Annotated in this window: 26 protein-coding genes and 1 tRNA gene; 9 read left to right on the top strand and 18 right to left on the bottom strand. The window is 44.0% G+C overall.

The genetic code is table 11. The features are described from left to right. Positions 1 to 62: 62 nt before the first annotated feature. Together PAP_RS02810 and PAP_RS02805 are read left to right on the top strand one after the other, a co-directional pair. Positions 63 to 728, top strand: coding sequence for a Kae1-associated kinase Bud32 (locus PAP_RS02810; RefSeq protein ID WP_048164595.1), 666 nt, complete (start codon positions 63 to 65; stop codon positions 726 to 728). A 13-nt stretch (positions 729 to 741) separates the two neighbouring features. Further along, positions 742 to 1,299, top strand: a complete 558-nt coding sequence (locus tag PAP_RS02805) for a hypothetical protein (protein ID WP_048164594.1) — start codon at positions 742 to 744, stop codon at positions 1,297 to 1,299. Positions 1,300 to 1,314: 15 nt separating this feature from the next. On the opposite strand, the gene PAP_RS02800 is transcribed toward PAP_RS02805, so the two are convergent. Together PAP_RS02800 and moaC are read right to left on the bottom strand one after the other, a co-directional pair. Continuing rightward, positions 1,315 to 3,015 carry a DNA mismatch repair protein gene (locus PAP_RS02800; RefSeq protein ID WP_048164593.1) on the bottom strand — a complete coding sequence of 567 codons (1,701 nt, stop codon included), beginning with the start codon at positions 3,013 to 3,015 and terminating at the stop codon, positions 1,315 to 1,317. Further along, complete coding sequence (gene moaC / locus PAP_RS02795) at positions 3,012 to 3,476, bottom strand: cyclic pyranopterin monophosphate synthase MoaC (RefSeq protein WP_048164592.1); 465 nt, start codon at positions 3,474 to 3,476, stop codon at positions 3,012 to 3,014. The genes PAP_RS02800 and moaC overlap by 4 nt, the downstream gene beginning before the upstream one ends. Positions 3,477 to 3,562: 86 nt before the next feature. Between moaC and PAP_RS02790 the strand changes: the two genes are divergently transcribed. The 5 genes from PAP_RS02790 to PAP_RS02770 are packed head-to-tail and all read left to right on the top strand — an operon-like array spanning position 3,563 to position 9,033. Beyond that, positions 3,563 to 3,892 (top strand): YbjQ family protein, encoded by a 330-nt coding sequence (locus tag PAP_RS02790; RefSeq protein WP_048164591.1) that lies wholly within the window; start codon positions 3,563 to 3,565, stop codon positions 3,890 to 3,892. Between the two features lie 59 nt (positions 3,893 to 3,951). Beyond that, a complete protein-coding gene (locus PAP_RS02785; protein ID WP_048164590.1) occupies positions 3,952 to 4,911 on the top strand; it encodes an ABC transporter permease in 960 nt (319 codons plus the stop codon). A gap of 4 nt (positions 4,912 to 4,915) precedes the next feature. After that, on the top strand, positions 4,916 to 5,833 hold the full coding sequence (locus tag PAP_RS02780) for an ABC transporter ATP-binding protein (protein WP_048164589.1): 918 nt from the start codon (positions 4,916 to 4,918) through the stop codon (positions 5,831 to 5,833). A 10-nt stretch (positions 5,834 to 5,843) separates the two neighbouring features. Then, positions 5,844 to 8,045 carry an NEW3 domain-containing protein gene (locus PAP_RS02775; protein WP_048164588.1) on the top strand — a complete coding sequence of 734 codons (2,202 nt, stop codon included), beginning with the start codon at positions 5,844 to 5,846 and terminating at the stop codon, positions 8,043 to 8,045. Between the two features lie 4 nt (positions 8,046 to 8,049). Next, positions 8,050 to 9,033: an ABC transporter permease gene (locus PAP_RS02770; protein ID WP_048164587.1), complete on the top strand. Its 984-nt coding sequence runs from the start codon at positions 8,050 to 8,052 to the stop codon at positions 9,031 to 9,033. Between the two features lie 39 nt (positions 9,034 to 9,072). Here the strand turns inward: PAP_RS02770 and PAP_RS02765 are convergent, their stop codons facing one another. The 4 genes from PAP_RS02765 to PAP_RS02750 all read right to left on the bottom strand — a co-directional run bounded on the left by PAP_RS02765 (position 9,073) and on the right by PAP_RS02750 (position 12,331). Then, the gene (locus PAP_RS02765) at positions 9,073 to 10,329 is read right to left on the bottom strand and encodes an RtcB family protein (protein WP_449295438.1); all 1,257 of its coding nucleotides are present in this window, start codon (positions 10,327 to 10,329) and stop codon (positions 9,073 to 9,075) included. 242 nt (positions 10,330 to 10,571) lie between these two features. Beyond that, the gene (locus PAP_RS02760) at positions 10,572 to 10,904 is read right to left on the bottom strand and encodes a methyltransferase RsmF C-terminal domain-like protein (RefSeq protein ID WP_048165909.1); all 333 of its coding nucleotides are present in this window, start codon (positions 10,902 to 10,904) and stop codon (positions 10,572 to 10,574) included. 71 nt (positions 10,905 to 10,975) lie between these two features. After that, positions 10,976 to 11,893 (bottom strand): tRNA (cytosine(49)-C(5))-methyltransferase, encoded by a 918-nt coding sequence (locus PAP_RS02755; RefSeq protein ID WP_048164585.1) that lies wholly within the window; start codon positions 11,891 to 11,893, stop codon positions 10,976 to 10,978. Positions 11,894 to 11,902: 9 nt separating this feature from the next. Then, positions 11,903 to 12,331: an archease gene (locus tag PAP_RS02750; RefSeq protein WP_048164584.1), complete on the bottom strand. Its 429-nt coding sequence runs from the start codon at positions 12,329 to 12,331 to the stop codon at positions 11,903 to 11,905. A 59-nt stretch (positions 12,332 to 12,390) separates the two neighbouring features. Here PAP_RS02750 and panB point away from each other — a divergent pair, with 59 nt between their 5' ends. Then, complete coding sequence (panB, locus tag PAP_RS02745) at positions 12,391 to 13,254, top strand: 3-methyl-2-oxobutanoate hydroxymethyltransferase (RefSeq protein ID WP_048164583.1); 864 nt, start codon at positions 12,391 to 12,393, stop codon at positions 13,252 to 13,254. On the opposite strand, the gene PAP_RS02740 is transcribed toward panB, so the two are convergent. The 5 genes from PAP_RS02740 to tuf all read right to left on the bottom strand — a co-directional run bounded on the left by PAP_RS02740 (position 13,251) and on the right by tuf (position 16,216). Continuing rightward, complete coding sequence (locus PAP_RS02740; protein ID WP_048164582.1) at positions 13,251 to 14,090, bottom strand: DMT family transporter; 840 nt, start codon at positions 14,088 to 14,090, stop codon at positions 13,251 to 13,253. The genes panB and PAP_RS02740 overlap by 4 nt on opposite strands. Next, positions 14,083 to 14,412, bottom strand: a complete 330-nt coding sequence (locus tag PAP_RS02735; protein ID WP_048164581.1) for a PqqD family protein — start codon at positions 14,410 to 14,412, stop codon at positions 14,083 to 14,085. Before PAP_RS02735 ends, PAP_RS02740 begins: the two co-directional genes overlap by 8 nt. 44 nt (positions 14,413 to 14,456) lie before the next feature. Continuing rightward, positions 14,457 to 14,544 (bottom strand) — tRNA-Ser (locus tag PAP_RS02730). Positions 14,545 to 14,561: 17 nt separating this feature from the next. Next, the gene (rpsJ, locus tag PAP_RS02725) at positions 14,562 to 14,870 is read right to left on the bottom strand and encodes a 30S ribosomal protein S10 (RefSeq protein ID WP_048164580.1); all 309 of its coding nucleotides are present in this window, start codon (positions 14,868 to 14,870) and stop codon (positions 14,562 to 14,564) included. Between the two features lie 59 nt (positions 14,871 to 14,929). Further along, positions 14,930 to 16,216, bottom strand: a complete 1,287-nt coding sequence (tuf, locus tag PAP_RS02720; RefSeq protein WP_048164579.1) for a translation elongation factor EF-1 subunit alpha — start codon at positions 16,214 to 16,216, stop codon at positions 14,930 to 14,932. A gap of 258 nt (positions 16,217 to 16,474) precedes the next feature. On the opposite strand from tuf, the gene PAP_RS02715 reads away from it, so the two are divergent. Further along, positions 16,475 to 17,230, top strand: a complete 756-nt coding sequence (locus tag PAP_RS02715; protein WP_048164578.1) for a hypothetical protein — start codon at positions 16,475 to 16,477, stop codon at positions 17,228 to 17,230. An 8-nt stretch (positions 17,231 to 17,238) separates the two neighbouring features. On the opposite strand, the gene PAP_RS02710 is transcribed toward PAP_RS02715, so the two are convergent. The 7 genes from PAP_RS02710 to PAP_RS02680 form a co-directional block, all read right to left on the bottom strand. Next, positions 17,239 to 19,437, bottom strand: coding sequence for an elongation factor EF-2 (locus tag PAP_RS02710; RefSeq protein WP_048164577.1), 2,199 nt, complete (start codon positions 19,435 to 19,437; stop codon positions 17,239 to 17,241). A 258-nt stretch (positions 19,438 to 19,695) separates the two neighbouring features. After that, entirely contained in the window at positions 19,696 to 20,340 is a 645-nt protein-coding gene (locus tag PAP_RS02705) for a 30S ribosomal protein S7 (protein ID WP_048165908.1), read from the bottom strand. 10 nt (positions 20,341 to 20,350) lie between these two features. Beyond that, the gene (locus PAP_RS02700) at positions 20,351 to 20,794 is read right to left on the bottom strand and encodes a 30S ribosomal protein S12 (RefSeq protein WP_048164576.1); all 444 of its coding nucleotides are present in this window, start codon (positions 20,792 to 20,794) and stop codon (positions 20,351 to 20,353) included. A gap of 10 nt (positions 20,795 to 20,804) precedes the next feature. Next, positions 20,805 to 21,242, bottom strand: coding sequence for a NusA-like transcription termination signal-binding factor (locus tag PAP_RS02695; RefSeq protein ID WP_048164575.1), 438 nt, complete (start codon positions 21,240 to 21,242; stop codon positions 20,805 to 20,807). After that, positions 21,242 to 21,547: a 50S ribosomal protein L30e gene (locus tag PAP_RS02690; RefSeq protein ID WP_048164574.1), complete on the bottom strand. Its 306-nt coding sequence runs from the start codon at positions 21,545 to 21,547 to the stop codon at positions 21,242 to 21,244. The genes PAP_RS02695 and PAP_RS02690 overlap by 1 nt, the downstream gene beginning before the upstream one ends. A gap of 17 nt (positions 21,548 to 21,564) precedes the next feature. Continuing rightward, positions 21,565 to 22,755, bottom strand: coding sequence for a DNA-directed RNA polymerase subunit A'' (gene rpoA2, locus PAP_RS02685; RefSeq protein ID WP_048164573.1), 1,191 nt, complete (start codon positions 22,753 to 22,755; stop codon positions 21,565 to 21,567). A 1-nt stretch (position 22,756) separates the two neighbouring features. Further along, complete coding sequence (locus PAP_RS02680; protein WP_048164572.1) at positions 22,757 to 25,474, bottom strand: DNA-directed RNA polymerase subunit A'; 2,718 nt, start codon at positions 25,472 to 25,474, stop codon at positions 22,757 to 22,759. Between the last annotated feature and the right edge of the window lie 2 nt (positions 25,475 to 25,476).

Below are 25,476 nucleotides of genomic sequence, written 5' to 3'. Positions count from 1 at the left end.
AGAGAGTTTTTAAAGATAAATAGATAATGAGTGTCAGAGATTAAAAAGTTGAGGGTGAGAATATGGAACTCATAAAGCAGGGAGCAGAGGCTAAGATTTACCTGGCGAGCTTTGAAGAGCTTTATTTTCCACTCAACGATGAAAAAGTCATTGTAAAGCACCGCATATCAAAGCGCTACCGCATTAAGGAAATTGACCAAAAGCTCAGAAAGGAGAGAACCGTTAGAGAAGCGAGAATTTTATACAAGGCAAAAGAATTTGGTGTAAATGTTCCCCGTATCTATGAGGTCGATCTTAAGGATATGAAAATCGTAATGGAGTTCATCGAGGGAGAACGCTTAAAGGAGCTCCTCGAGAGAGTGCCAATGAAAGAACGCTTGGAGCTGTGCAAAGAAGTTGGAAGACAGCTTGGAAAACTTCACGAAAGCGGAGTGGTTCACGGTGATTTGACGACGTCAAATATGATTTTCAAGGATGGAAAAGTTTACCTAATCGACTTTGGTCTTGCAGACTTTGACCCAACGTTAGAGGCCCAAGGCGTTGATTTGCACCTTTTAAAGCGTGCTATGGAGAGCACCCACTATAAATGGTTCGATAAGGGATTTGAAGCTGTCCTTCAGGGCTATGCAGAGGTTAGAGGCGGGGAGAAAATGGAGAAAGTAAAAGAGAAGATAGCGGAGATCGAGAGCAGAGGGAGATATGTGAGGGAGAGGAAGTGGATAAAGTAAAGAAGGCGGTTGGATGTTTGGAACAACACACATTCTCTTAGGTTTTATATTTGCCTATTTTTTAAACCTTGACAGAAAAAGGAGTGCAAAACTAATAGTGGGGAGCTTAGCGCCAGATTTGAGCTATGTCCAGGCGATCATTGTCCATCCCTCTTGGAGCTATCTCACTAGAGCATTCTTCAATCACTCTATTGTGTCCTTTGCTTATGTTCTCCCGTTTGGTTCATACGGGCTTTTAGGAAACGCACTCCATTTACTCTGCGATTTCTATGCTCGTGGAATACCCCTATGGAGTGATAGAATTATAGGGCTCAACCCCCATCCCTGGACTTTTTATCTTGCGAACAGTGAGGTGATGTTTTATCCACTTGAACTCATAATAAGTCTAATAGGGCTCTACGCTCTCATAAAGCTTGGAAGGACGTATCTCTTCGAAAGCTTAAAGCTATTGTTGGCCGCTGTCCCAATATTTGCACTTTTTACTCCGCTCTATATGGTGAGCCCATACCTCTCAACACTGGCTTCATTTTTAGCTCTTTACTACATATCAAAACACAGAAAATGGCTTTAAAAGAGCGGTGGGATTTCAGCTTCTAAAAGCTCCCAAAACTCTCTCAAAAATTTCCTTTTCCTTGCCTCTCTTTTTATGATAGAGCCTTTGGACTATCAGCTCTGGAGTGCTCTTGCCCAAAACGCCAAACTTTGGCTGTCTATCGACTATTAGGTTTAGATGTTCATCGAGTCCCTTTGCCTCGATGCCGTCCACTCTTGCAAAGGGGAGAATCTTCATCAAATCCTCACCTAAGTGGGACACAATGACAACATAAAAGCCTTTTTCATGGGCAATTTTCAATAGCTCGCCAATTATCTTGACAGCTGCACCGGGTTCGGTTATTGCCTCGAACTCGTCAATAAGGATCAGCTTTTTTCCCTCGCGAACAAGAGAGCGTGCAAACCCTCTAAGGGCTGTTTCAAACGCTCCAGCACCATAAACACTTTTCTTACGCCTAAAGAAGAAAAGCTCATCGAGAGGCTCAACATAAGCATTCTCAGCATTTACAGGGAAGCCCATGTGAGCCAAGATAATTATTTGAGAAATAAGTTCAAGCAATGAGGTTTTACCACCGCTGTTTGCACCGGTTAGGATAAGAACCTTCTCTCCATTGGTTCCATCAAAAGTCACTTTAACATTGCCAACGACGTAGCTTACAGGTTGAGGGCGCTCAATGAAGAGGTGCCTCCCATTGATAAAGGCTATGCCTCCTTCAACAATCTCTGGAAAAGTAAATCCTTCAGTAAATTCTTTCACTGCCCTGAGGAATTCCAACTCATAAGCTCTCTTAAGCTCTTCCTTAAGCTTCGGTAGGAGAGGTTTAACTTTCTCCAAAATCTCGCGGCTCTTCAAGTAGAGCTCTACTTTGAGTTCCTTCTCAAGCTCATGCCTCAAAAGCTCGATTTGCTCCGCTGATACTTCAACGGGGTAAAGATTCTCTCTCGAAAAGAGCTCTACTGTAAACCCAAGCGTCTCACTCAGCTTTTTTTCGCTCTCATTTATCTCGCTCAATATATCCCCTTCAACCTCTGAAAAGTGGGCGAATATTGCTTCGTAGTTGCCACTTTTAAGCTCATTCAAGAACTCTAAAAGCTCCTTTCCACTCAAAGTTAAGCTGAACTTTTCAAGCTTTTCTGCTATCTTCTCGTTGAGCCTCTTCTCTTCAGAGGCTATAAGCTCATCTAAGTCCCCTATTAGCCCTTTCCGCTTCATTACTTCATCAAGCTCTTTAAGACCCTCAAGGATTTCTCCCGCGACACTTCCTTCCCCAGTAAGCTCTCCAATTCTTGCAAGGGCTTCAAGAGTTTCTCTGTTCTCCCAGAGAGGCATTATGTAGAGCTCGGGGGCAATATCCCCAACGCTCAGATCAACATCAATCCCATACCCTATCGTGCTTAAAATTAAATCGTACCCTTCTAAAGGCTCTGTAGAGACTTCACAAACCCCCAACGCTTGAGCTTTTTCAAGTTCGCTTTCATCAACAACCAAAAGCCTGTCGTAAAGAAAGTTTTTCCTAAAACGTATTGGTTTGATTTTCAGCAGAAGATTCCTCATTTCGGGCTTAACTAGTTTAAGATTCTCTTTGAAGTAGGCTTGGCGCTTTAGTATCTCCCTCTTATCGTTTGTGGGAGAAAAGCGCTCTAAATAGGCCAAGCTCTCTTTTAAGATAATTCTTTTCTTAATCTCGCCGGCGATTTGATTGTAAATCTTTTTGGCTTCACTGTTGAGCTTCACTTCTCCTTCACCTTCTCCACGACCCTCACATCGTAAATCATCGTAGCGGGATATTGTCCTTTCTCATCCTTCTCAACAGCCTTCACCATATCCCAAATCGTCAATAACGCAACGCTTACGCCTGTTAGGGCTTCCATCTCGACGCCTGTTTTGTAATAGGCTCTAACCTCACAAGTTGCTTCAATGTAGTCCTCGCCGAACTCAAAGCTTATATCCACACCAGTAAGGGGAAGCGGATGACACAATGGGATAATCTCCCAAGTTCTCTTTACAGCCAGGATTCCAGCTATTTGCGCACTCGCAATAACGTTTCCCTTCTTGGTCTTCCCCTCCTGAATGAGTATAATCGTCTCCGGTTTGAGCTTTATCTTTCCCTTCGCCACGGCTTTTCTAAAAACTACTTCCTTGTGTCCAACTTCCACCATCTTAACACCCTTCTCATCCACATGGGTGAGCTTCATGGAACCACCTCCCAATTATTGCACGGAAAAGTATTTAAGCTTTGAAGTCCAAAATACATCGAAGTCCGAGGTATGGGGTGGTAAATATGGAAGAATTTATCGTCACTACAACCGAGCACGTACCAGGGTATAAAGTTGTTAAAGTGCTCGGTATTGCAAGAGGAGGAACCGCAAGGGCAAAGCACATTGGAAAGGATATTCTGGCGGGCTTGAGAAACCTCGCAGGCGGGGAAGTTAAAGAGTACACCGAGATGCTCGCCGAGTCAAGGGAAGTTGCTATACAAAGAATGATACAACATGCGAAAGAGATGGGCGCTAATGCAATAGTAGGAGTTCGCTTTATGACCTCAGGAATAGCTTCAGGCGTTGCAGAGATATTTGCCTACGGAACTGCAGTGATTATTGAGAAAGAGTGAGATTCTTCTTTATTTTTTGAGAGTTATAGGCAATTATTTAGTCTAAGTGGGGTGGTGGTGTGAACCCTATTCTGAATATTGCTCAAAAAGAAGTTTATACTCAGCTGAAAACTAAGAGATTTTACATAATTTTAGGTGTATTCGCTCTCATGGCGGTTGGAGGAGTTTATCTAATAAAATGGCTCTTATCCCAGTCGTTAGGATTTGAAAAGCTCTACGAAGGAGCGTCTCCATTTCAAATTATGTTCACATCCTCATTCTCCAACGCACTCTCCAATTTGCTTCCCTTTTTGGGAGGCGCTTTAGGGTACGATATGATTAATAGAGAGGTTAAAGAGGGCACGATAAAGCTTACACTGAGTAGACCTCTCTACCGCGACCAGTTTATAAACGGCAAGTTTTTGGGCTCTGCGGCAACGATAACAATTGGACTTCTAATGTTCTATACCATGACTTTAGCTCTCTCCTTAATCTTTGGAATACCAATCCAAGGGAGAGACATCGTAATGCTCCTCGTAACTCTACCATTCTCTTTAATCTACGCGCTGGTTTTCCTTGGGATAGGCATGGTAATCTCCACCATAATAAAAAAGCCCTCCACAGCACTTATAGCCGTTATAATCCTGATAATTTTCATCCAAATCATCTACCCGATGGTTGCTGGAATCGTGGCTTTCTTAATGCACAAAGAGGAGATTATAAGCGCGAGTATGAGCTACGCAAACAACGAGACCTACACCGCCCAACCGCTCCCAGAGGGATATTACAAGTCTCTCTATGGAATGCTCTATATCATCCCCTCAACTCATTATGGAGTAATTGTAGGAGCAATATTTGGCACAAAAACGGATTACGCCGAAGTAAGTGGAGCAGCACTGTTCGGGGGTAGCATCTTTGAAGAGCGTTCAATTTTAGAAAGCCTAAACTTAGTGTGGCAGAATATTGTAATTTTAATCGTTATGCTCCTCCTGCCTTTTGCTATAAGCTATGCAAAGTTCATGAGGATGGATCTGAGGTGATTTTATGTACGACATTGAAATTGAAAACTTGACTAAAAAATATGGTGATCTTAAAGCTGTCGATAATCTAACGCTGAAGGTCGAGAAAGGCATTACGTTTGGCTTTTTAGGGCCCAACGGCGCTGGAAAGACAACCACAATCTTAAGCATGCTCGGCTTAATAATTCCCGACAGTGGAAGCATCAAGATTTTGGGAAACGACGTCTTTAGAGAGCCCGTTAAGGTAAAAGAGAGAATAGGCTACCTCCCAGAGAACGCCACCGTTTACGAAGAGCTAACAGCTTGGAAAAACCTCGAATTCTTCGCAAACTTTTACAATGTGAGCAAAACTGAAAAGGAGAAAAGAATAGAAGAGCTCCTCAAAATGGTCGGCCTCTGGGATGTTCGCTACAGGAAAGCCAAGACATTCTCAAAGGGAATGAAGCAGCGTTTGCTTTTGGCTCAAGCACTCATCAATGACCCTGAGGTTTTGATTTTGGATGAGCCTACGAGTGGCCTCGACCCCGAGGGAGCATTCTTGGTTAAAAGCATAGTCAAAGAGGAGCGCAAAAAAGGAAAGACTGTCTTCTTCTCATCCCACATACTGAGTGAAGTTGAAGAACTAAGCGACAAAGTTGGAATCCTCGTGGATGGAAAGCTTATGGCACTGGGGCCTCTCGATGATATAAAAAAGCAGTTTATGGAGCTTGAAGGGTATGAGATAAAGATAGAGGCTAAACACCCCCTGCCGGAGCTTGATTTAGAAGGAATCATAAGAGTTGAGAGGATAGGGAATAACAAAGCGATAATATTTGCAAAAAATGATATTAGAGAGCAGATTTCGGATTATCTTACCCAGAAAGGTGTTACACTCATAAGCCTCGAGATAGAGGAGCCGAGCTTAGAAGATGTATTTCTCAAAACGATATATAAGAAGGAGTGAGGTGGTAGGGATGAAAAAAGCAGTTTTTGCGCTCATTGTGCTTTTACTTGCTTCAACAATACCTTTTAGCACTTCTCAGCCTTGGGTAGAGGTTTTTGAAGGAAAAGTCAAGATTGGGGAGACTTTGATTGTAGGAGGCTACCAAATTAAGATAACTCAGGGATACACAAACAATTCGCAAGTGCCAGAAACCTATGCAATAATCTACAAAGGTGAGCAAATTAAAGAAGTGGCAAAATTAGGCTTTAATCCTATTGAGGTCGAGAATGTTAGAATAATCCCCGGCAGCTTCAACGACGAAACTCAAGAGATTTTTATAGTTCTCCAGTACAAGCCAAGCCTTGTTAAAGAGATAACACCTAAAGAAGGCGTCTCCTTCAGCGTTAATGACTATTCAATCGAGGTAATCGCGTCAAGTAATGAAAGCGTTTCTCTATCAATCAACGGAAATGAGATTAGTATAGGAAACAACTCTTCGAGAGTTTATGATAGGCTTGCCTTTGAGTACAATGAGGGAATCCTAAAAGTTTACTCTGCAGATGTCCAAGTAAAGCGCGAGGAGATGAGGGACTACGAGATTTACTATCCTTTTGGATCCCTCAAGGTTGAAGCAGGAGACAAGGTGCAAATTCCCATTACCGTAATCAACAATGGTGTGGAGGACATAACGCTCGGCTTGAGAATAATTTCAAAGCCTCTAGGATGGAGCGCCAAACTTTTGGAAGCAGGAAGCAATTATGAAATTAGCGAGATTAGTCTGAAAGCCAAAACTTCAACAAATCTAATCCTCCTCATTGAAATCCCTGAAGACGCTGAGGGATTGAATATCATAAGGTTTGCTGTTGGAGATGAGGTCGGAGAAGTTAAGCTCGATGTGGCTGGAAAAGAAGGACTGGAAGTCAAGACACCCATTCTAGCTCTAGAAACAGAAGCAGGCCAAGCTGTGAGCTTTCCAATACAGTTTATCAATTATGGCGACGAGAAGATCGTAGAGCTTGAGATAACGGAAAAACCAAGCGATTGGAACGCTTATTTTACTCTGAACAACCAGAGAATAAAATCCTTCCTGCTTGACAAAAGCGAACAGGTGAACTTAATTGTAGAACCTCCCAGGAACGCGGAGTTAGGTGAGCATGAGATAAAGTTTTTGGTTAATGGTGTTGAGCACAGCGTTAGTGTCTACATATACAAAACACACAAAGGAGAAAAGGCAACTCTCAAAATTAGCGTTTTAGATGATGAATCAAAGCCCATAGCAAGTGCGGAAGTTCTTATAGGAAACGAAAAATACCTAACGGACGCCCAAGGGACTTTGGAAGTTGAGCTAAACCCTGGAGACTACATGGTGGAAGTTAAAAAAGAGGGTTTTATAAGCCATAAAGAAGAAATCAGCCTTTCAGATGGTGAAGAAAAGTCGTTAATCATTAGGCTTACTAGAGTAAGCTACTATTTTACTGCTGAGATTGAAAGCGACCATCTGACAGTTCAATTTGAATATCAGATACCTTATGCAGTCACACTGGTAAATTTAGGAAAGCTCGAGGATACATACAGCCTCGAGTTAAAAGGCCTACCCTCCGATTGGGCATATATGTTCTTAAAGGACACCCAAAGCAACATCCAGGTACAGAGCATTAAGCTTGATAGTGAGGAATCCAGGACAGTGTACCTTAAAATAATCCCCTCCTACAACGCTGAACCGGGCACATACAATGCCACGCTAATCATAACCAGCTCTTCGGGCATCAAGTATGAGAGGAGACTCGAAATAGAGCTAGTAGGTAGCTATGAGCTCTCCGTAAGCTTGACGAGCTATCAGCTTTCAATAAAAGCAGGTGACGAAAGCAGCACAACAATGCTCTTGAATAACTATGGAAGCGCCCCAATAACAAACATAAACATCGAAGCTGAGGCTCCAGAGGGGTGGGAAGTCGAAGTAGTGCCATCAAAAATAGCAAAGCTTGAATCGAATAGAAAAGGCCTCGTTGGTGGAGGGAGCAATGAAGTGCTTCTTAGGATAAAAGTCCCTGAGACTACCCCAGCTGGAGAGTATAGGGTAACAATAAGGGTGAAATCTGATCAAGCAGAATGGGAAGACAGCTTGAGAGTGAGGGTTCGCCAAAGCTCAAGCTCTACTTACATTGGAATATTAATCTTAATCGCGGCATTTGGAGGACTAATCTTAATGATGAGACGCATAGGACGGAGGTAGCATCATGAAGGAATTAAACATAGCATTCAAGGAGTTCTACGTGGCAGTGAAGAGCAAGCGTTTCATAGGCCTCCTTCTCTTTTACATTCTCTTAATATTCCTCATCAACTACGCTGCAAAAGACCAGATAATAGATCAAGCGGGCCGGATAAGTGTTGAGAGGCTAGAATTGTATGGTGTTAAGGGCGAGGTCGCAATGACGCCCGTCTCAATGTCCATAATCACAAATCTAATGGCACTCACAATCTTTGGGGCGCTCATTGGAATAACCCTAGGGGCCGATGCCATAAATCGGGAGATAGAAGAGGGGACGGTAAAAGTGCTCCTAAGCCATCCAATCTACCGAGATCAGGTGATAAATGGCAAATTCATTGGCAACGGATTTGCATTAGTGTTCATGATTTTCATTGGCTACATCTTCTCAATAGCGTATCTCTTCATAATTGGAGTTCCAATAGACGGTGCCTCGATAACCAGAGCCCTTTTAGCATCAATTTACACGCTTATCTATATGCTTACGTTCTTAAGTCTCGGGATACTACTCTCCACGCTTTTAAAGAAGGCAGAAACAGCGATGCTCCTTGCAATAATCCTAACCATCTTCCTTACAATAGTATACCCAGTTATCGTCAACGTTGCAGCATACAAAATAGCCGGTGATATGCCCTACTGCCCGCCAAGAATTGAGACGGTTCAAACACCCAACGGTCCTCAGCAGATTAGAGTGGATGACTTCTCATGTCCGGCGATGGAAGAGTGGATGAACAAAATGGAAACTTGGAAAAGGAGGCTCTACTTTATAACTCCCGCTCACCACTATACACAACTAATAGTAGGAGCTTTCGCGGGCGATAACTTCGCTCAGGACTATCTACCCCTGGATGAATCCCTACCCTTAACTATAAACAGTTTTGCCATAATAATGGTGCAGCTTTTGTTGCCTTTCAGCATAGCTTATATGAAGTTCATGACAAGCGACTTAAGATAGTTCTTTCTCTTTTTAAAAAGGTTAAAAAAGAAAGAGAGTTCATCCCTTAGCAACACCCATAGGCCTCATTCTTGCAACGAGCTTGGCTATCCCTGCTTTATGGACGACGTTAACGACGTTGTCAACACTCTTGTAAGCCCCGGGTGCTTCTTCAGCCACTACTCTCTTGCTAGCCGCCCTAACGTAAATTCCCCTTTGAAGGAGCTCTCTCTCAACTCTATCTCCTCTCCATGTTCTAGTTGCGGCATGTCTGCTCATCAACCTGCCGGCACCATGGCATGTTGAACCAAAGCTCTCTTTCATAGCTCCTTCAGTTCCTGCTAAAATATAGCTTGCCGTTCCCATTGAGCCGGGTATTAAGACAGGCTGACCAACATCGCGATAGGCCTTTGGAACGGACTCATGTCCAGGTGGAAAAGCCCTCGTAGCACCTTTTCTATGGACAACGACTTTGACCTTCTTTCCGTTAATCTCATGCTCTTCAAGCTTTGCTATGTTGTGGGCGACATCGTAAACGATGCTCATCTCCAAATCTTCTGCCTTCTGCTTGAAAACCTCTTCAAAGCTCTCCCTTACCCAGTGAGTAATCATCTGTCTGTTGGCCCAAGCATAATTAGCGGCGGCTTTCATAGCGCTGAAGTAGCGTTGTCCCTCTTCACTCTCAAAAGGTAAGCTAACTAATTCTCTATCAGGCCATGGAATGTTGTACTTTCTATTTGCCTTCTCCATTATTCTGAGGTAGTCGCTCGCCACTTGATGGCCCAAACCTCTTGATCCTGTGTGGATCATGACAACTACTTGTCCCTTAAAGAGGCCGTAGGCCTTTGCTACCTCCTCATCGTAGATTTCATCAACATACTGCACTTCTAAAAAGTGGTTTCCTGAGCCTAGAGAGCCCAATTGTGGAGCCCCTCTTTGCTTGGCCTTTTGGCTTACGTAGCTTGGGTTTGCACCTTCCATTCTTCCGCCTTCTTCTAGGTGTTCTAAGTCTTCATTCCAACCGTAGCCGTTGTCAACAGCCCACTTTGCACCATCTGCCAAGACATCGTCCAGCTGAGTCCATTGAAGCCTTACTCGTCCCTTACTACCAAGGCCACTTGGAACATTCTTAAAGAGTGTATCGATAATTTGTTTAATTCTCGGCCTAACTTCATCTTTTTTTAGGTTTGTTCTAACCAAACGTACACCACAATTAATATCGTAGCCAACTCCTCCAGGGCTTATAACTCCCTCTCTAGCATCAAAGGCCGCTACACCACCAATTGGAAAGCCGTAGCCTTGATGACCATCAGGCATTACTATTGAATGCTTATAAATGCCAGGAAGCATTGCAACATTGGCTGCCTGTTCCAGAGTCCTGTCCTGCCTCATCTTTTGAATTAAAAGATCATCCGCATAAACCTTTCCGGGGACTCTCATCCTTTTGTCAAACTTTGGAATTTCCCACCTAATCTCATCGATTCTCTTCAGCGGTATCATATTCTCACCTCCATATTAGATTAGTGTAGAAACTTAAGAGGGTTGCGCTGAAATCCAAACTATTCCAACTTTATCCTCCTATCCTTAGAAATATAGTTCTTTACAATCCCATTCTTTGCCTTTCCTCCACCTAGGAAGTACTCCCCCCATTTAAGTATGACCCATCCTTCCCCTTCTGCTTCAATGTCCTCTCCGCTCATCCACTTCAGAGCTTTTTCTTCATCTATCTCTATGACATTTTTTGTAGCATTAGGGCCAACCAGAAAAGCACCCTCAATCGTGAGTCTTATTCCGTCTGCTTCAACTCTTCCGAAGTATATCCCCTTCTCTACGTGAGCTTTAACATCAAAGGAGCAATTCTTGTAAGCATAAACTTTCCTACCTCCCCTCATCTCAAAGATCAGCTCCGGTGCATAGCCGTACTGCTCGATTAGAGCATGTTTAATCCTTCCGGTTGTCTCCTTTATGGCTTCCTTATTTTCGCCACGAAGAATGCCTCCGTGTTGTTGTCCTGTGGATGGAGCCTCAGGCATTTTTTCACCTCCTCCGAGTATTTGTGCCCATCAAATTCTAAAATTGGCGGAGTTGATTTGAGGGGAAGTTTTATCTTCTCAAGCTTTGCATCCGTTTTCATCAATAGAAAATCAACCACTTCCTCATTTTCAAATGGATCGACAGTGCATGTTGAATAAACCAACGTCCCACCGGGTTTCAAAGCTTTATATGCTGCCAGTATGAGCTTCTTTTGGATCTTTGAGTACATGTAAACTCTATCGATCTTCCAATCTTTTGCGAACTTAAAGCTCTTTCGCACCATCCCTACGCTTGTACAGGGCGCATCGAGGAGTATCTTATCAAAAGTTTCTTTAAATCTCCCGAAATAAGTTCCATCTTTTTGGGTAACCAAAGCATTCAAAACGCCAAAACGATTTAAATTTGAGCGGAGAATGTTAACGCGCCACTTTTTCATATCATTCGCCACCAAACACCCTTCATTCTCCATGTATTGGGCTATTTGCGTCGTCTTGGCCCCTGGAGCTGCAGCCATATCCAAAATCAATTCTCCAGGCTTGGGGTCTAAAACAACAGGCGGTATCATGGATGATGCCTCTTGGGGAAATACTAAGCCGAGAGCGTGCTCAATCATCGTGCTGAACTCTCTCGTGTTTATAAAGAAGCCTTCCTTAACCCAAGGTATCGGCTCGAGCTCATACCTTTCCTTCAAGCGCTTTACAATATAATCAAAAGGAGCTTTTAGAGTATTGATTCTTATGCTCTGCCTTAATGGGGCCTTCATCAGTTCCCAAAACTCTTTACTATCGTCAAGTTTTGAATAACGCTTATAAAACTTGAGATTTACCTCTCTAAATAACTCCTCCATTTAACCACCTCATATATCCGGAACAAGCTGTGCCACCCAAGTGCCGCCCTCAAGTTGCTTGATTTCCATCTCATGGTATGTTATCGCCTTGACCTCTTCCTTGGGCTCATGCTTCTCTAAGTCTAAAGGCTCTCCATAGGCCTTTGCCTTAAGTTTGTAGCCATCAAGAGTTTTCTCAATTCTAACCTCAAAGTCCGAGAACACGAGTCCTTCTGTATCGTGAAGGATTAAAAGCTCCTCCAAGAAGTTGTAGAGCAGTGCCTGCAAATCTTCCCCCTCTGCTTCCACTTCCCTCACTTCACGCTTTTCTACTCTGTTTGTATCCACCATGATCTCAAAGAGCGCTATTGCAACGTTTTCGAAGGCTTCCTCAAGCGTTTCCCCATATCCTCTTATACCGACGTCAGCGGTGTGAGCATAATGCTCCCACTTTCCCATTTCTCTCACCCCCGATAGGTTAATATTTCATGAGTGTTTATTAGCCTTGGGGGTTAAAAATGAGAGAGATAACTCCAAGGAAAATACTAGAAATGAAAGGAAGAGAGAAAATCGTGATGGTTACAGCTTATGATTATCCATCAGCTCTAATAGCCGACAGAGCAGGCATAGACATAATCTTCATCGGCGATTCCTTGGGAATGGTAATTTATGGAGAGCAGAACACCTTGAACGTCTCCATGGAGCAAATGGTCTACCATACAAGGGCCGTTTCCAGAGGAGTAAAAAGAGCTCTTGTATTGGCGGATATGCCATTTATGAGCTATGAGATAAGCGTTGAAGAGGGAATGAAAAACGCAGCACGCTTGATACAAGCAGGTGCCGATGCCATCAAAATTGAAGGCGGCTATGACCATAGAAAGCTCGTTAAAAAGCTCGTTAAGAGCGGCATCCCTGTAATGGGTCACACGGGTTTAACCCCTCAAAGGTATTTACGCTTGGGTGGATACAGACTGATGGGAGAAACAGAGGAGGAGATAGAAGAAATACTTAGGGATGCAAAAGCGTTAGAAAAAGCGGGAGCATTCGCTCTTGTCATAGAGTTCACTTTGGCTGATGTTGCAAGGCTCGTAACGGAAGAAGTTAAAATTCCCACGATAGGGATAGGGAGCGGTCCTTACTGTGACGGACAGGTTTTGGTATGGCACGACCTCTTAGGCCTCTATGAGAATGTTCCCCCCTTCGTTAAGAAGTACGCCGATCTGAGAGACATGATAGGACTAGCGTTGGAAGATTACAAAAATGAAGTCAAAGAAGGCAAATTCCCGGCGCCGAAGCATTATTGGGAATTTTTAGATAAGGATGACTTTGAAAAGAAGAAAAAGAAAGTTCTTGAGCAATTCCTAGAAGACTCTGATGATTAACGTCTCTCGCTTTTTATTTTTGTTATTTTCAGGGTTCCAAGGGCTATCAAAAGAAAACCAATGGCATGGTAAGGGGTAAACTCTTCTCCCAAAAGCAGCGAGAGAGCTATTGCAACAGCAGGTGCAGGGGTTATTATGGCGGTTGCTTTTGAAAGGTTGATGCGCTTTATGGAAAGGTACCATATCACCTGACCGAGGGATATGATTATTCCTTCCACAAGGGCAAGCTTTGAGAATTCCAAGCCCCTAGGGAGGGCCAGCAGAAATAGTATTATACCTCCAAATGTATTTCTAAGGGTGGCGATTAAGTAGGGGTTATAAGGGATGTTCTTTGCTATCACATGACCAATCTGCCAAAAGAGAGGCACCAAAAGAAGGAGAATATCGCCTTTTTCAGGAACTATGAGTTGACCTTTAGTTATCACTAGAAACAGCCCAAAAAGTATGAAAAATGAATAAAAGAGCTGATTTTTTGTTATTCTCTCCCTTAATAGCACGTAAGATAAGGCAAATGAGAACAGCACTTCAGCGCGCGTTATTAAGGAAGCGTTTATGGCCGTACTCATCCGGGCACCGTAGGAGTAAGCTAAGTATGCAAGCGCTGTCCCAAAGAGTCCAATTAAAAAGGCCTTTGGTAAATGGTGAGGCTCATCCTTTAAATCATGCCATTTTTGATTTGATATCACAAAAATCCAGAGGAGCAAAGAGGCAAATAAAGCGGAAAAAGCCGCAAAACTTAGAGGGTTGGAAGGGTTTGATTTAATGACTACGGGCTCTAAACCGTAGAGGAACATGCCAATGAAAGCAAATAATGTTCCTTGAGATTCTCTATTCATTAATTCCACCTAAAGACACAAGGTTTCTCTTATAAAGCTCCAAGATAAACGTTATTAAGCGCTCATAAAGAGGTTCAGCTTCTTTTCCAAACTTTTCCTTCAGCTTTTTGCCTATTTGCTCTATTGTTATAGTCCCATCACAGAAGTTCCAAACAAAAGCTCCTATTTCATCGAGCTCGAGTTTACGGTAATCCCCATGAAGCCTCTTAGCTAAGAAGTCCAATGGGGAATCCATTGGGATTAAGAGATAGTATTTATCATCAAGTTTTTTGAGCTGGATCTCATCGTTTCTCTTTGGGATGAGTCTTAAGTATTCCTCCATTAGCAACACCAAGAAAAGCTTGGATTAAAGGTTTAAAGGGGTTTTGGCGCCGGGGCAGGGATTTGAACCCTGGCGGGCTAGACGCCCACGGACTCTCCAGGCCCGCGCCTTCCCGAGCTAGGCTACCCCGGCGCTAAAAAGGGAGAGAATCATGAAATGAGCTCAATCTCGATAGTGACATCCTCAGGAACGCGAATTCTCATAATTTGCCTCATAGCTCTCTCATCAGCTTCAATGTCAATTAGTCTCTTGTGAACCCTAAGCTCAAACCTATCGAAGGTAGCTGTGCCTTCGCCGTCTGGGCTTTTTCTCGTTGTAATTCTTATCTTTCTTGTTGGCAGGGGTATTGGGCCGCTCATTCTAACTCCAGTTCTCTCTGCAATCTGCTTGACTTGGTTACAAACATCATCCAATGACCTTACATTGGTGCTTGCCAGCTTAATTCTCGCCTTTTGCATTCTAGACACCTCTTGAAAATTTAGAATTTAAATTAAAGAGGAATTAAGAAAAAAGGCCTTCACTCGGCCTTTTGAACTGAAATAACCATACCTGCAGCGACTGTTTGACCCATGTCTCTGATGGCGAATCTTCCCATTTGTGGGATCTCTTTGACTGGCTCGATGACGAGTGGCTTGGTTGGTCTCAAGAGGACAATAGCTGAGTCACCGGTCTTGATGAATTGTGGGTTCTCCTCAACGACGTTACCAGTTCTTGGGTCAAGCTTGGCCAAGAGTTGCTCGAACCTGACAGCAACTTGAGCTGTGTGGGCGTGGAGAACTGGGGTGTAACCGATTGTAATAGCTGTTGGGTGGTTGAGGACGATGATTTGGGCCTTGAATGTGTCCTTTGGCCTGACAACTGTTGGGGCTGTGTCTGGGTGTCCAGCAACGTCACCTCTCTTTATGTCGTTCTTACCGACACCTCTGACGTTGAAACCGATGTTGTCACCTGGAACAGCCTCTGACATTGACTCGTGGTGCATCTCAATGCTCTTAACTTCACCTTGGATGGCCTTGTGGAAGATTGTTGAAGCTGGCTCGAAGATAACGACATCTCCGACCTTCAACTTACCTGTCTCTACCCTACCAACTGGAACTGTACCAACACCCTTAATTGAGTAAACATCCTGGATTGGGATTCTCAATGGCTTGTCAATTGGCTTTGGTGGCTCTTGGAGCTTGTCAAGGGCCTCAAGAAGTGTTGGGCCTTTGTACCAGCCCATGTTCTCGCTCTTCTTGGCGACGTTGTCGCCTTCCCAAGCGCTAATTGGGATGACTGGAACGTTCTTGTAGCCAAGCATTGCTAAGAGCTTTGTAACTTGGTCAGCAACTGCCTTGAACTTCTTCTCGTCGTAGTTGACCATATCCATCTTGTTGACGGCAACGATCATTTGGCCGATACCGAGTGTCCTGGCAAGGAAAGCGTGCTCCTTTGTTTGTGGCATGACACCGTCTGTAACGGCAACGACGAGAATAGCTGCGTCAGCTTGTGAAGCACCGGTAATCATGTTCTTAACGAAGTCCCTGTGACCTGGGGCATCAATGATTGTGAAGTACTTGGTTGGGGTCTCGAACTTCATGTGGGCAACGTCAATTGTAATACCTCTCTCCCTCTCTTCCTTGAGCCTGTCCATAACCCAAGCGAACTTGAATGACTTACCCTTTTCACCCATTTCCTCGAACTTCTTGATGACTTGCTCTGGAATGTGGCCGGTCTCGAACATCAATCTACCGACTGTTGTACTCTTTCCGTGGTCTACGTGTCCGATAAACACAATGTTAATGTGTGGCTTTTCCTTAGCCATCTTCACACACCTCCAAATTTTTGCCTAACCCATATTGATTGGGATTGGTTTTTAAATCTTTCTGTAACCTCGGCTCTCTCGAGCGGGAAACCCGCTTTTTTCAAGAGAGCCTCATGAGTCCAATGGAGAATATCAACAAAGGTTTAAAAAGTTAACCGTTGCGGTCACACAACTTAAGAGACTACGTTACATAAACAATAAATACAAGATTAGGCAATATCCCAGACAACGGTAAACATCATTAGGGAGGTACCCTACGTGAAAGTTCTAAGCACTGGGATAAAGGAGTTGGATAAAGCACTTGGAGGAGGAATAATTGAAGATGGAATCCTGCTGCTGATCTACGACTCTTACTCGTGGGGATGGCTTTTAGGCTTTGAAATACTAAAGAACAGGATAAGACAGGGGGATTTTGGCCTTTTGATGAACTATAACTTACCGGTTAATAGGCTGGGAATAAGGATGGATATGGCAGGAATAGAGATGATCAGAGAAGGTCAGAAAAACAATTTGGCAATCATTGACTTTTTTGGCTCTCGCTACGGCATATCCTATCCCTACAACTTCGTCTACGTGGTTGAAAATTTCGACGCTCACACATACATGCCAAAGTTCGTGCAGGTTTATTCAAAGATCATGAAGGAAAGAATCAAAAACAGACGACCAATTGGATTGAACTTTACAGTTGACGGCATGGCATTTGAGATAGGGGAAGAGACGATAATTAGAATTTTGAGGAGCAATTTAGCCAAAAAAGAGCTTGCAATATTAGAAAAATCCCCTGAGAGAAAGCTCCCGATTAACATAACTAACGTCAACATGGATAGGGTTTCAGAGAAGTTCATAGCCTGGCTTACTGAGATGAGCGAATATGTAATTGAGTTCTCCACTAAAATCACTGAATCAGGTTTGGATGAAACAATGCACGTTATAAAATCGCCTCTACCCGATTTTGAGCCCAAAACTTACAAGTACGGGATAGAAAAATCCAAGATTAAAATAGAAAGAATTTAGAAAAGAGCTCATTGAGCTGGACAGACATCTTGCTCCTTTGGTGGGTTTGGATCAAGGCCTTTCCTTTGTCTTATTTGTCTTATTATGTTTATAGCAAGTTCTTGTGGAACTCTCTCGAAACCAGCGTGCTCTGTGCTCCATAGAGCCTTACCACTTGTAGCACCTCTAAGGGCTCCAGCAAATCCGAACATCTCTGCAACTGGAGCCTTTGAGATGATGGTCATTACTTCTCCTTCTTGCTTCATGTCAATGAGCTGTCCTCTTCTTTGGTTCATCTCTCTGCTAACTGAACCCATGTACTCGTATGGAACGTTGATAATAACCTTTTGGTATGGCTCATAGAGGACTGGTTTTGCCTTCATCATTGCACAGTGGATAGCGGTTCTAATTGCCGGATAGACTTGTGCTGGACCTCTGTGGACGTTGTCCTCGTGTATCTTAGCATCGACTAGTCTAACTAAGACCTTCATGACAGGCTCTTTAGCAAGTGGTCCCTCATCCATAGCTTGGTGGAAACCGTCAACCAAGAGATCCATAACTTCGTTCAAGTACTGGATACCCTTGGTGTTGTCTAGGAACATGTTGCCTTGGTAGATATCGACGATACCTTTAGCCATTTCGTAGTCCATTCCAAGCTCTGCAAGCTTCTTGGCAACTTCCTTTGGATTCTTTGGCCTGCCTTCTGGGAGTTCGCCCTCTTTAATAGCTTGGTATATGCTGTCTGGCAATGGCTCCACTACGATGTAGAACCTGTTGTGCTTGTTTGGTGATTTACCCTCAACTATTGGGCTTGTCTTGGTTATGCTCTCTCTGTAAACAACGATTGGCTCTGAGACCTCAACATCAATTCCCCAGTCTTCCTTGAGCTTGACGAGCTTAACTTCAAGGTGAAGCTCACCCATACCGCTGAGGAGGTGTTGTCCGGTCTCCTCGTCAATCTTAACGTGGAGTGTTGGGTCTTCCTTAGCGAGCTGCCTCAAAGCTTCGATAACCTTTGGCAAGTCCTTAACGTTCTTAGCCTCAATGGCAACGGTAACGACTGGCTCGCTTGTGTAGTGGAGAGCTTCGAATGGCTCAATTAGCTCCTCACTAACAGTCTCACCGGCCATAGCATCTCTCAAACCAGTAACTGCAACGATATTACCAGCTGGAATGGCCTCCATGTTAACTCTCTCGGGACCCATATAGATACCGACTTGTTGGATTCTAGCTTTTCTCTTAGCTGTGATGAGGTGAACCTCTTGTCCTGTCTTCAATGTTCCACTCCAGACTCTACCTGTTGCAACTTCACCAGCGTGCTTGTCTATGATGATCTTAGTAACAACCATGGTCATCTTTCCTTTTGGATCAAGGTTAACCATGGCCTGTCCTATTGGTGAGTTCACATCTCCTCTCCAGAGGTGTGGAATTCTGTACTTTTGAGCTTGTGCTGGGTTTGGTAGGTGCTTAACAACCATATCCAATACAACTATGTGAAGTGGAGCTTTCTTTCTAAGTGTCTTAAGGTCGCCAGCGTTTGTTAGGTCTATAATGTCCTTGAAGGAAACGCCTGTCTTCTTCATGAATGGGACACTCAAAGCCCAGTTGTAGTAAGCACTACCAAAGGCAACGCTACCGTCGTTAACGTTAACAAGCCACTTGTCCTTGAACTCCTCAGGAGCATACCTCCTGATGAGCCTGTTAACATCCTTGATGACCTTAACGAAGCGCTCTTGCATTTGTTGTGGGTTGAGCTTAAGCTCTTTGATAAGCCTATCAACCTTGTTGATGAAGAGTACTGGCTTAACATACTCTCTCAAAGCTTGCCTAAGGACTGTTTCAGTTTGTGGCATGACACCTTCAACAGCGTCAACGACAATGATTGCTCCATCAATAGCTCTCATTGCCCTTGTAACGTCACCACCGAAGTCAACGTGACCTGGAGTGTCGATGAGGTTAATTAGGTAGGTTTGGCCTTCGTATTCGTGAATCATTGAAACGTTGGCTGAGTTGATTGTAATACCTCTTGCTTGCTCTTGCTCGTCGAAATCAAGAACGAGCTGCTTACCAGCAAGCTCCTCACTAATCATTCCCGCTCCAGCCAACAGGTTGTCGCTCAACGTAGTCTTACCGTGGTCAATGTGAGCGGCAATACCCATGTTTCTAATTCTCTCGGGCTGAACCATCAGTTCTTTAATTTGCTTAATCATCTCTTCCCTCTTTCCCATTATCAATCACCTCAAATTATACTCTCGTGAGCTTGTCATCTTTCACTCTAAAAGTTGAGTTATAAATCTTTCCCTAAAAGAAACGGGTAGGAAAAGAGAGAAAGATTCTCCTAAGAATGATTCTCATAAGAATTACCCCCGCTGGAATGACTAAGAGTTTACGGTAAAACTGGTAGCCTAATATGAGAGGGATATAAAAGAGTATTATGGCATGTAATGTAATATTAAGAACAAAGGAGAGAAAAGCACAGACAGCCCTCACCTTGAGGACTGAGCAATCCTCTCGATTTCTTCCTTCTTGCTGTATGCAAAGCTCTTTGTGTCCCTGTTTGCAGCAGCGATTAATTCCTCGGCCAAAGCCTCTGCAAAGCTGACCTTGGTTCTATAACACTTAGCGCTTGCTCCAAGAGCAATGTTCTTTAAAGCTATGTCAAGTCTCCTCATTGGGGAGACATCAACGGCCATATGGTACCTGATACCACCAAATGCGATTGTTGTAGTGTCTTCCCTTGGGGCGGCGTTCTCAATAGCCCTAACAAGGATTTGGACTGGGTTTTGCTTTGTCCTCTTCTCAATTATTTCAAAAGCCTCTTTAACAACCGCATAAACCTTAATCTTTTTGCTCATTACTGATCTGTGCTCTCTTCTCATGAAGTGACCGCCAACCTTGTGGCTTGAAGCACCGCTCCTCATGAGCTTGTTAATCAAGCGCTCGACGATGTGAACGTTAGCCTTTCCAAAGGCCTTCTTAGCGTGCCTGCCGTGTGAGTGTGGCAAGAGAACTGGCTTTAAAGTAATGTAGGGCTTTAAGGAGGGATCGCTAACTTCGACGTCTTCAACGCTCCATCTTCCAAAGACCTTAATTTCCTTTGGTTGGTAAAATCTCCTTTCGATGCTCTCCATGTTCATGCTATCACCTTCTTGGCTTCTCCTTTCTACCCTTAACAAGCTCCTTTAGTGATACCCTATTAACCTTAACGACCTTGTACCTAATTCCTGGGATATCACCGACTGGACCTCCCTTGGCACCACCAATTCCCTCGATGATAACTTCGTCGTGCTCGTCTATGTGGTTGATAGCACCGTCTCCCGGTGTGAATGCTGTAATAACCTTACCGTTCTTGATGAGCTGCACTCTGACGGCTTTTCTCATTCCTGAGTTTGGCTGCTTAGCTTCAACGGCAATCTTCTCTAAAACGATACCCTTGGCTTGTGGTGAACCTTCAAGTGGGTCGCTCTTGACCTTAAGGTTCAAGACCCTTCTCTTGTATGTTATATCGCTCCACCTAAACTTTTTCCTCTTGAGCTTGAGCTTCCTTCCAGCAAATTCTCCATATGGGGCTTTCTTACCAGCCATGATCATCACCTCAAATTATTACCACATCTTCAATACCGTGGTGTCTCTCCATTAAGTCTCTAACTAAGTTTATGGTTTGACCCCCTCTTCCGATTGCTTTTGGTTTTTCCCTCTGGTTAACATCGAGGAGGGCAACCTTTTTCCCATCTCTCTTTTCCGTGATGTGGACTTTTTTAACCTTTACGCCCACTATCCTATAAATGTTTCTAAGGAACTCTTCGGGATTCTCTGAGAACTCAATGAGATCAATGCCCTTTCCAAGCATGTTCTGGATTTTCTTAACGTTTGCTCCCCTCTTTCCGAGGGCCAAACCCATCTCACCCTTTTTTATGACGTAGATGAGTCTGTTCTTATTTTGATCAATAATGCAGTCTAGAGCTGTAGCTCCTGTCATGCTCTCAAAGAGTGCTATGTACCTTATTTGCTCTGTGTTTAGCTTTAGTGGCATTACTCCTTACCCCCGGCAAGGGCTAAAATGTTGCTCTCTCCTGGCTCCACTATAGCTAGTGATGCAACCACAAAGGGCTTACCCAAAGTGGTTCCAAGCTCCACACTCGTCCCTTCAAACTCATAGACTGGAATGCTGCTGAGCTTGGCGTAGTAGGCCAAATCCTCCTTGAGCTCCTTCGGAGCATTTCTGGCAACGATAATGAGCTTAGCTCCTCCAGTCTTAGCCAAGTTTAGTGTTTTGTTTGAACCGATGACAACTTTGCCCGTCTCCAAAGCCTTCCTAAGCTCGTAAGCTAAATCCATTAACTACACCTCCTCCTCTATTCTTTTTCCTTTGGTTGGATTGGTAACTTCATTGTCAATTTAACCATGCCCGTTCCAACGGGCACAGGTTGCCCTATTAGGACATTTTCAACTACGCCGCTTAAGGGATCTGCTTCTCCCCTTTCGGCCGCTTCAAATAAGTGTTGAGTGGTAATCTCGAAAGCAGCCCTTGCGAGCACGCTTGCTTTTCCACCAACAATACCGTGCCTTCCAATGGCCTTAACATTACCATCAATTGTCATCATATCGGCGACGAGCATGATGTGCCTTACATCAACTTCCAAACCCTGCTCTTGCATCGTGTTTACAATTTCCTCAACGATGGCATTTCTCGCTGCTTCAATTCCCAACACTGATGCTATTTCATGGATATTGTTTGTTCTTGTTCTGCTTGGGTCAATACCCTTAACTTTGAGCACCTGCTTGAAGTTTGAGCCTTCAGTGTAGATTACGTACTCCTCTCCTTCCTTTCTTATAATTGTTTTACCCACACCGGAGAGACCTTTTAAGCGATGACTTTTAACCTTTTCGGCAATCTTCCTTAAGTCCGAAAGCTTCTCAGCTTTCTTAGGTCTGACAGTTAGTGTGTAGCCATTCACTTCAAACTCAGCAGTTTTAAATGAGCTTTTAAGCTTCTTTTGGATGTCTTCCATTGTTAAGCCAGCTTTTTCCAAGCGCTCCGGCTCAAGCTCCACTATAATTTCCATGTTGAGTATGTCCGTTGTTATACTTTGAGCCAAATTTTTAATGGTGGTACCCTCTATCCTCCTCGCTACCTCCATTGCTTTTTCCTTGTCATACCTGTGCTCTTCATCGAGATAAACTGTCATAATTGGTGTTGAGGGGTTCTTTCTTGCATCAACAAGCTCTATAATTCTCGGCAAACCGAGGGTAACGTTAATTTCAGCAACACCTGCGTAGTGGAACGTGTTGAGTGTCATCTGTGTTGAAGGCTCACCCATAGACTGAGCGGCCACAGTTCCCACAGCTTCCCCAGGCTCTATAAGTGCCTTCTCATACTCCTTAACGGCTTCTTCCACAATAGCCTCAACTTCTTTCTTCTTGAGCTTGTATTTCTCGTGATATTTAATGAGCTTTTGATAAAGCTCTTCTCTAACCTTAATTGGCAAGATACTGCCCTTCTTCTCGACTATTGATTTAATAGATTTAGGAGAAAGGGAAGCCATATCACTCACCCCTCATCTTTAGTAAAGTTCTCACAATAACTCTATCCACATCTACCGTCTTTCCGCTCCAGCTCCTCATTGGGTCTACTCCATCCTCACCATAGCGGAATTGGACGATTATTCCTGTTGGATCTCTCACTGTTCCATCATAGTCAACCTTGAGGTCTTGGAGTGCGTTTATAAGTCTACGCTGCATGTAACCGCTTTGGGCTGTTCTAACTGCTGTATCGACGAGACCTTCCCTACCACCCATTGCGTGGAAGAAGTACTCCGTGGGTGTTAGACCGCTCTTGTAGGAGTTTACAACGAATCCTTTAGCCCTAGCTCCCAAATCGCTGGGCTTGAAGTGGCTCGTAACCCTTCCTCTATAACCTCTGTACAGTCTCTTACCTCTAATTGACTGCTGTCCGAGCATAGCGGCCATCTGCGTGATGTTAAGTATCTTACCTCTTGCTCCTGTCTTGGCCATGATCACCGCGTGGTTACCCATACCCAAGTATTGGGAAGCTATGTCACCGGCTTGGTCTCTCGCCTCAGCAAGCTTTTGCATAATGAGACTCTCCAAGGTTTCCTCTAAGGTCTTACCTGGCAGAGCATCTAGCTCTCCCATCTTGTATGCCTCAATGAGCTGGTTAACCTTGTTCTCTGCTTCTCTAATTATCTCCCTAATCCTCTCAATAGCTTCTTGTGGCAGGTCTTCGTCATCAATAGCTGTCGTGAATCCTTTGTGTGTAATTGTCCATATGGCGAGTTTAGTAACTTGGTCAAGGAACTTCCTTCCAGCTTCAACGCCGTATTCCTTGACTATTAGGTTCAAGAGCCTACCGTCTTCCCTACCATAGGCCTTCTTGTCAATTGCACCGCTCAAGAGCTTGCCGTTCCTTATGTAAACAAAACCATCGTCTGCTAGCTCTCTAATATCATCATCGCTTAATATGAGCTTCTCTTCAATGGCTTTCTTTAGCTTCTCGCATTTCTTCTTATCTTGGCAGCCTAATTTGTTCTCGTACCAAATCGTCAGGTCTTTTGGTAAGATTAGTGAAAATACTGTTTTGCCGCTCCAAAATTCGACCCCATTCTCTACCTTGTCAGGCTCTGGAAGCTCGTCAATGTCGACGCCTGCAAATAGGAGCATCTGCTCAACTTCAAGCCTTGTGAAGTATGCTCCCTCCTTAGTTAAGAGGTATCCACCTGAGATGTGATCTTGGATTCCTCCAATGAGAGGTCCACCGTATCTTGGTGAGATGATGTGGTTTTGAACTTCCATTAAGATTCTAGCTTCTGCTTGAGCTTCCTGTGTTTGAGGCACGTGTAAGTTCATCTCATCTCCATCAAAATCGGCGTTGTATGGTGGGCAGACTGACAGATTAAGTCTAAACGTCTTGTATGGCATTACCCTTACGCGGTGAGCCATGATACTCATTCTGTGGAGAGAGGGCTGTCTGTTGAAAAGGACAACATCCCCATCCATTAGGTGTCTCTCAACTGTCCACCCAATATCAAGCATTTCGAGGATAGCTTCTCTATTAGTTTCCATTATCTTGATTCTTCTTCCGTATGGATCCAAAACATAGTTAGCTCCTGGGTACGTTTCAGGACCGTTCAAAATAAGCTTTTTAAGCTTCTCGATGTTGAACTCTGTTACTTTCTCTGGCACTGTGAGCTCCATTGCTATAGCTAAGGGCACACCAACTTCGTTAATGCTAATCATTGGGTCTGGACTAATAACAGTACGTGCTGAGAAGTTAACACGCTTACCGCTCAAGTTACCCCTGAACCTACCTTCCTTACCCTTCAATCTTTGAGAGAGCGTTTTGAGTGGCCTTCCGCTCTTGTGCTTTGCTGCTGGGACACCTGAAGTCTCGTTGTTTATGTAAGTGGTGACGTGGTATTGAAGGAGGTCCCAAAGGTCTTCAATAATGAGTTGCGGTGCACCTGCTTCAATGTTCGTCTTTAGACGGTTGTTAATCCTAATGATATCAACGAGCTTGTGTGTCAAATCGTCTTCCGCTCTTACACCGTTCTCCAAAGTAATTGAAGGTCTCGCGGTAACTGGCGGAACTGGGAGAACTGTGAGAACCATCCACTCTGGTCTTGAGTTCTCTGGGTGGAAGCCAAGTAAAAGCAAGTCCTTGTCAGGGATCTTCTCAAGTCTGTCCCTCACTTCACTTGGCATCATTCTGTGCTTGTACTCGTTGCCTTCCTCATCCTTTCTGATCTCCCAGTATATTGTAGGCTTCTCAAACTTTAAGGGGAATTGAGGAGCACCACAGTGAGGGCAGGTCTTTCTCTCCTTGACTTTTTTGTGTATCTCTTTAATGAGCTTGTTTATCTCGCCTCTCCTGCCCTCTGCAAACTCAAATTTCCTTGTATACTCCTCAATCTCCTCATCCGTGAGCATTATCCTTCCGCACTCTCTACAAGTGCTTTGCAAAACTCTGTAGAGGGTCTTTGCAAATCCTACGTGTATTACGGGTCTGGCAAGCTCAATGTGTCCAAAGTGACCTGGACATTCACCCGCTCTAGCCCCACAGGTTTCACATCTCAAACCGGGGTCAATGACACCCAAGCGTTTGTCCATTAGGCCTCCATCTATTGGGTAACCATCATCATCGTAAGTGTCAGGAACAGTGACTTCTACAGCACTCATCTTGCGTATCTCTTGAGGAGCAAGGATACCAAACTCTATTTTGCCAATAACCTTCTTAATTGACTGCATGG

It is taken from the genome of Palaeococcus pacificus DY20341, assembly GCF_000725425.1.
GTDB classification, from domain to species: Archaea; Methanobacteriota_B; Thermococci; order Thermococcales; family Thermococcaceae; genus Palaeococcus; species Palaeococcus pacificus.
This window is presented reverse-complemented; position numbering and strand designations above follow the sequence as displayed.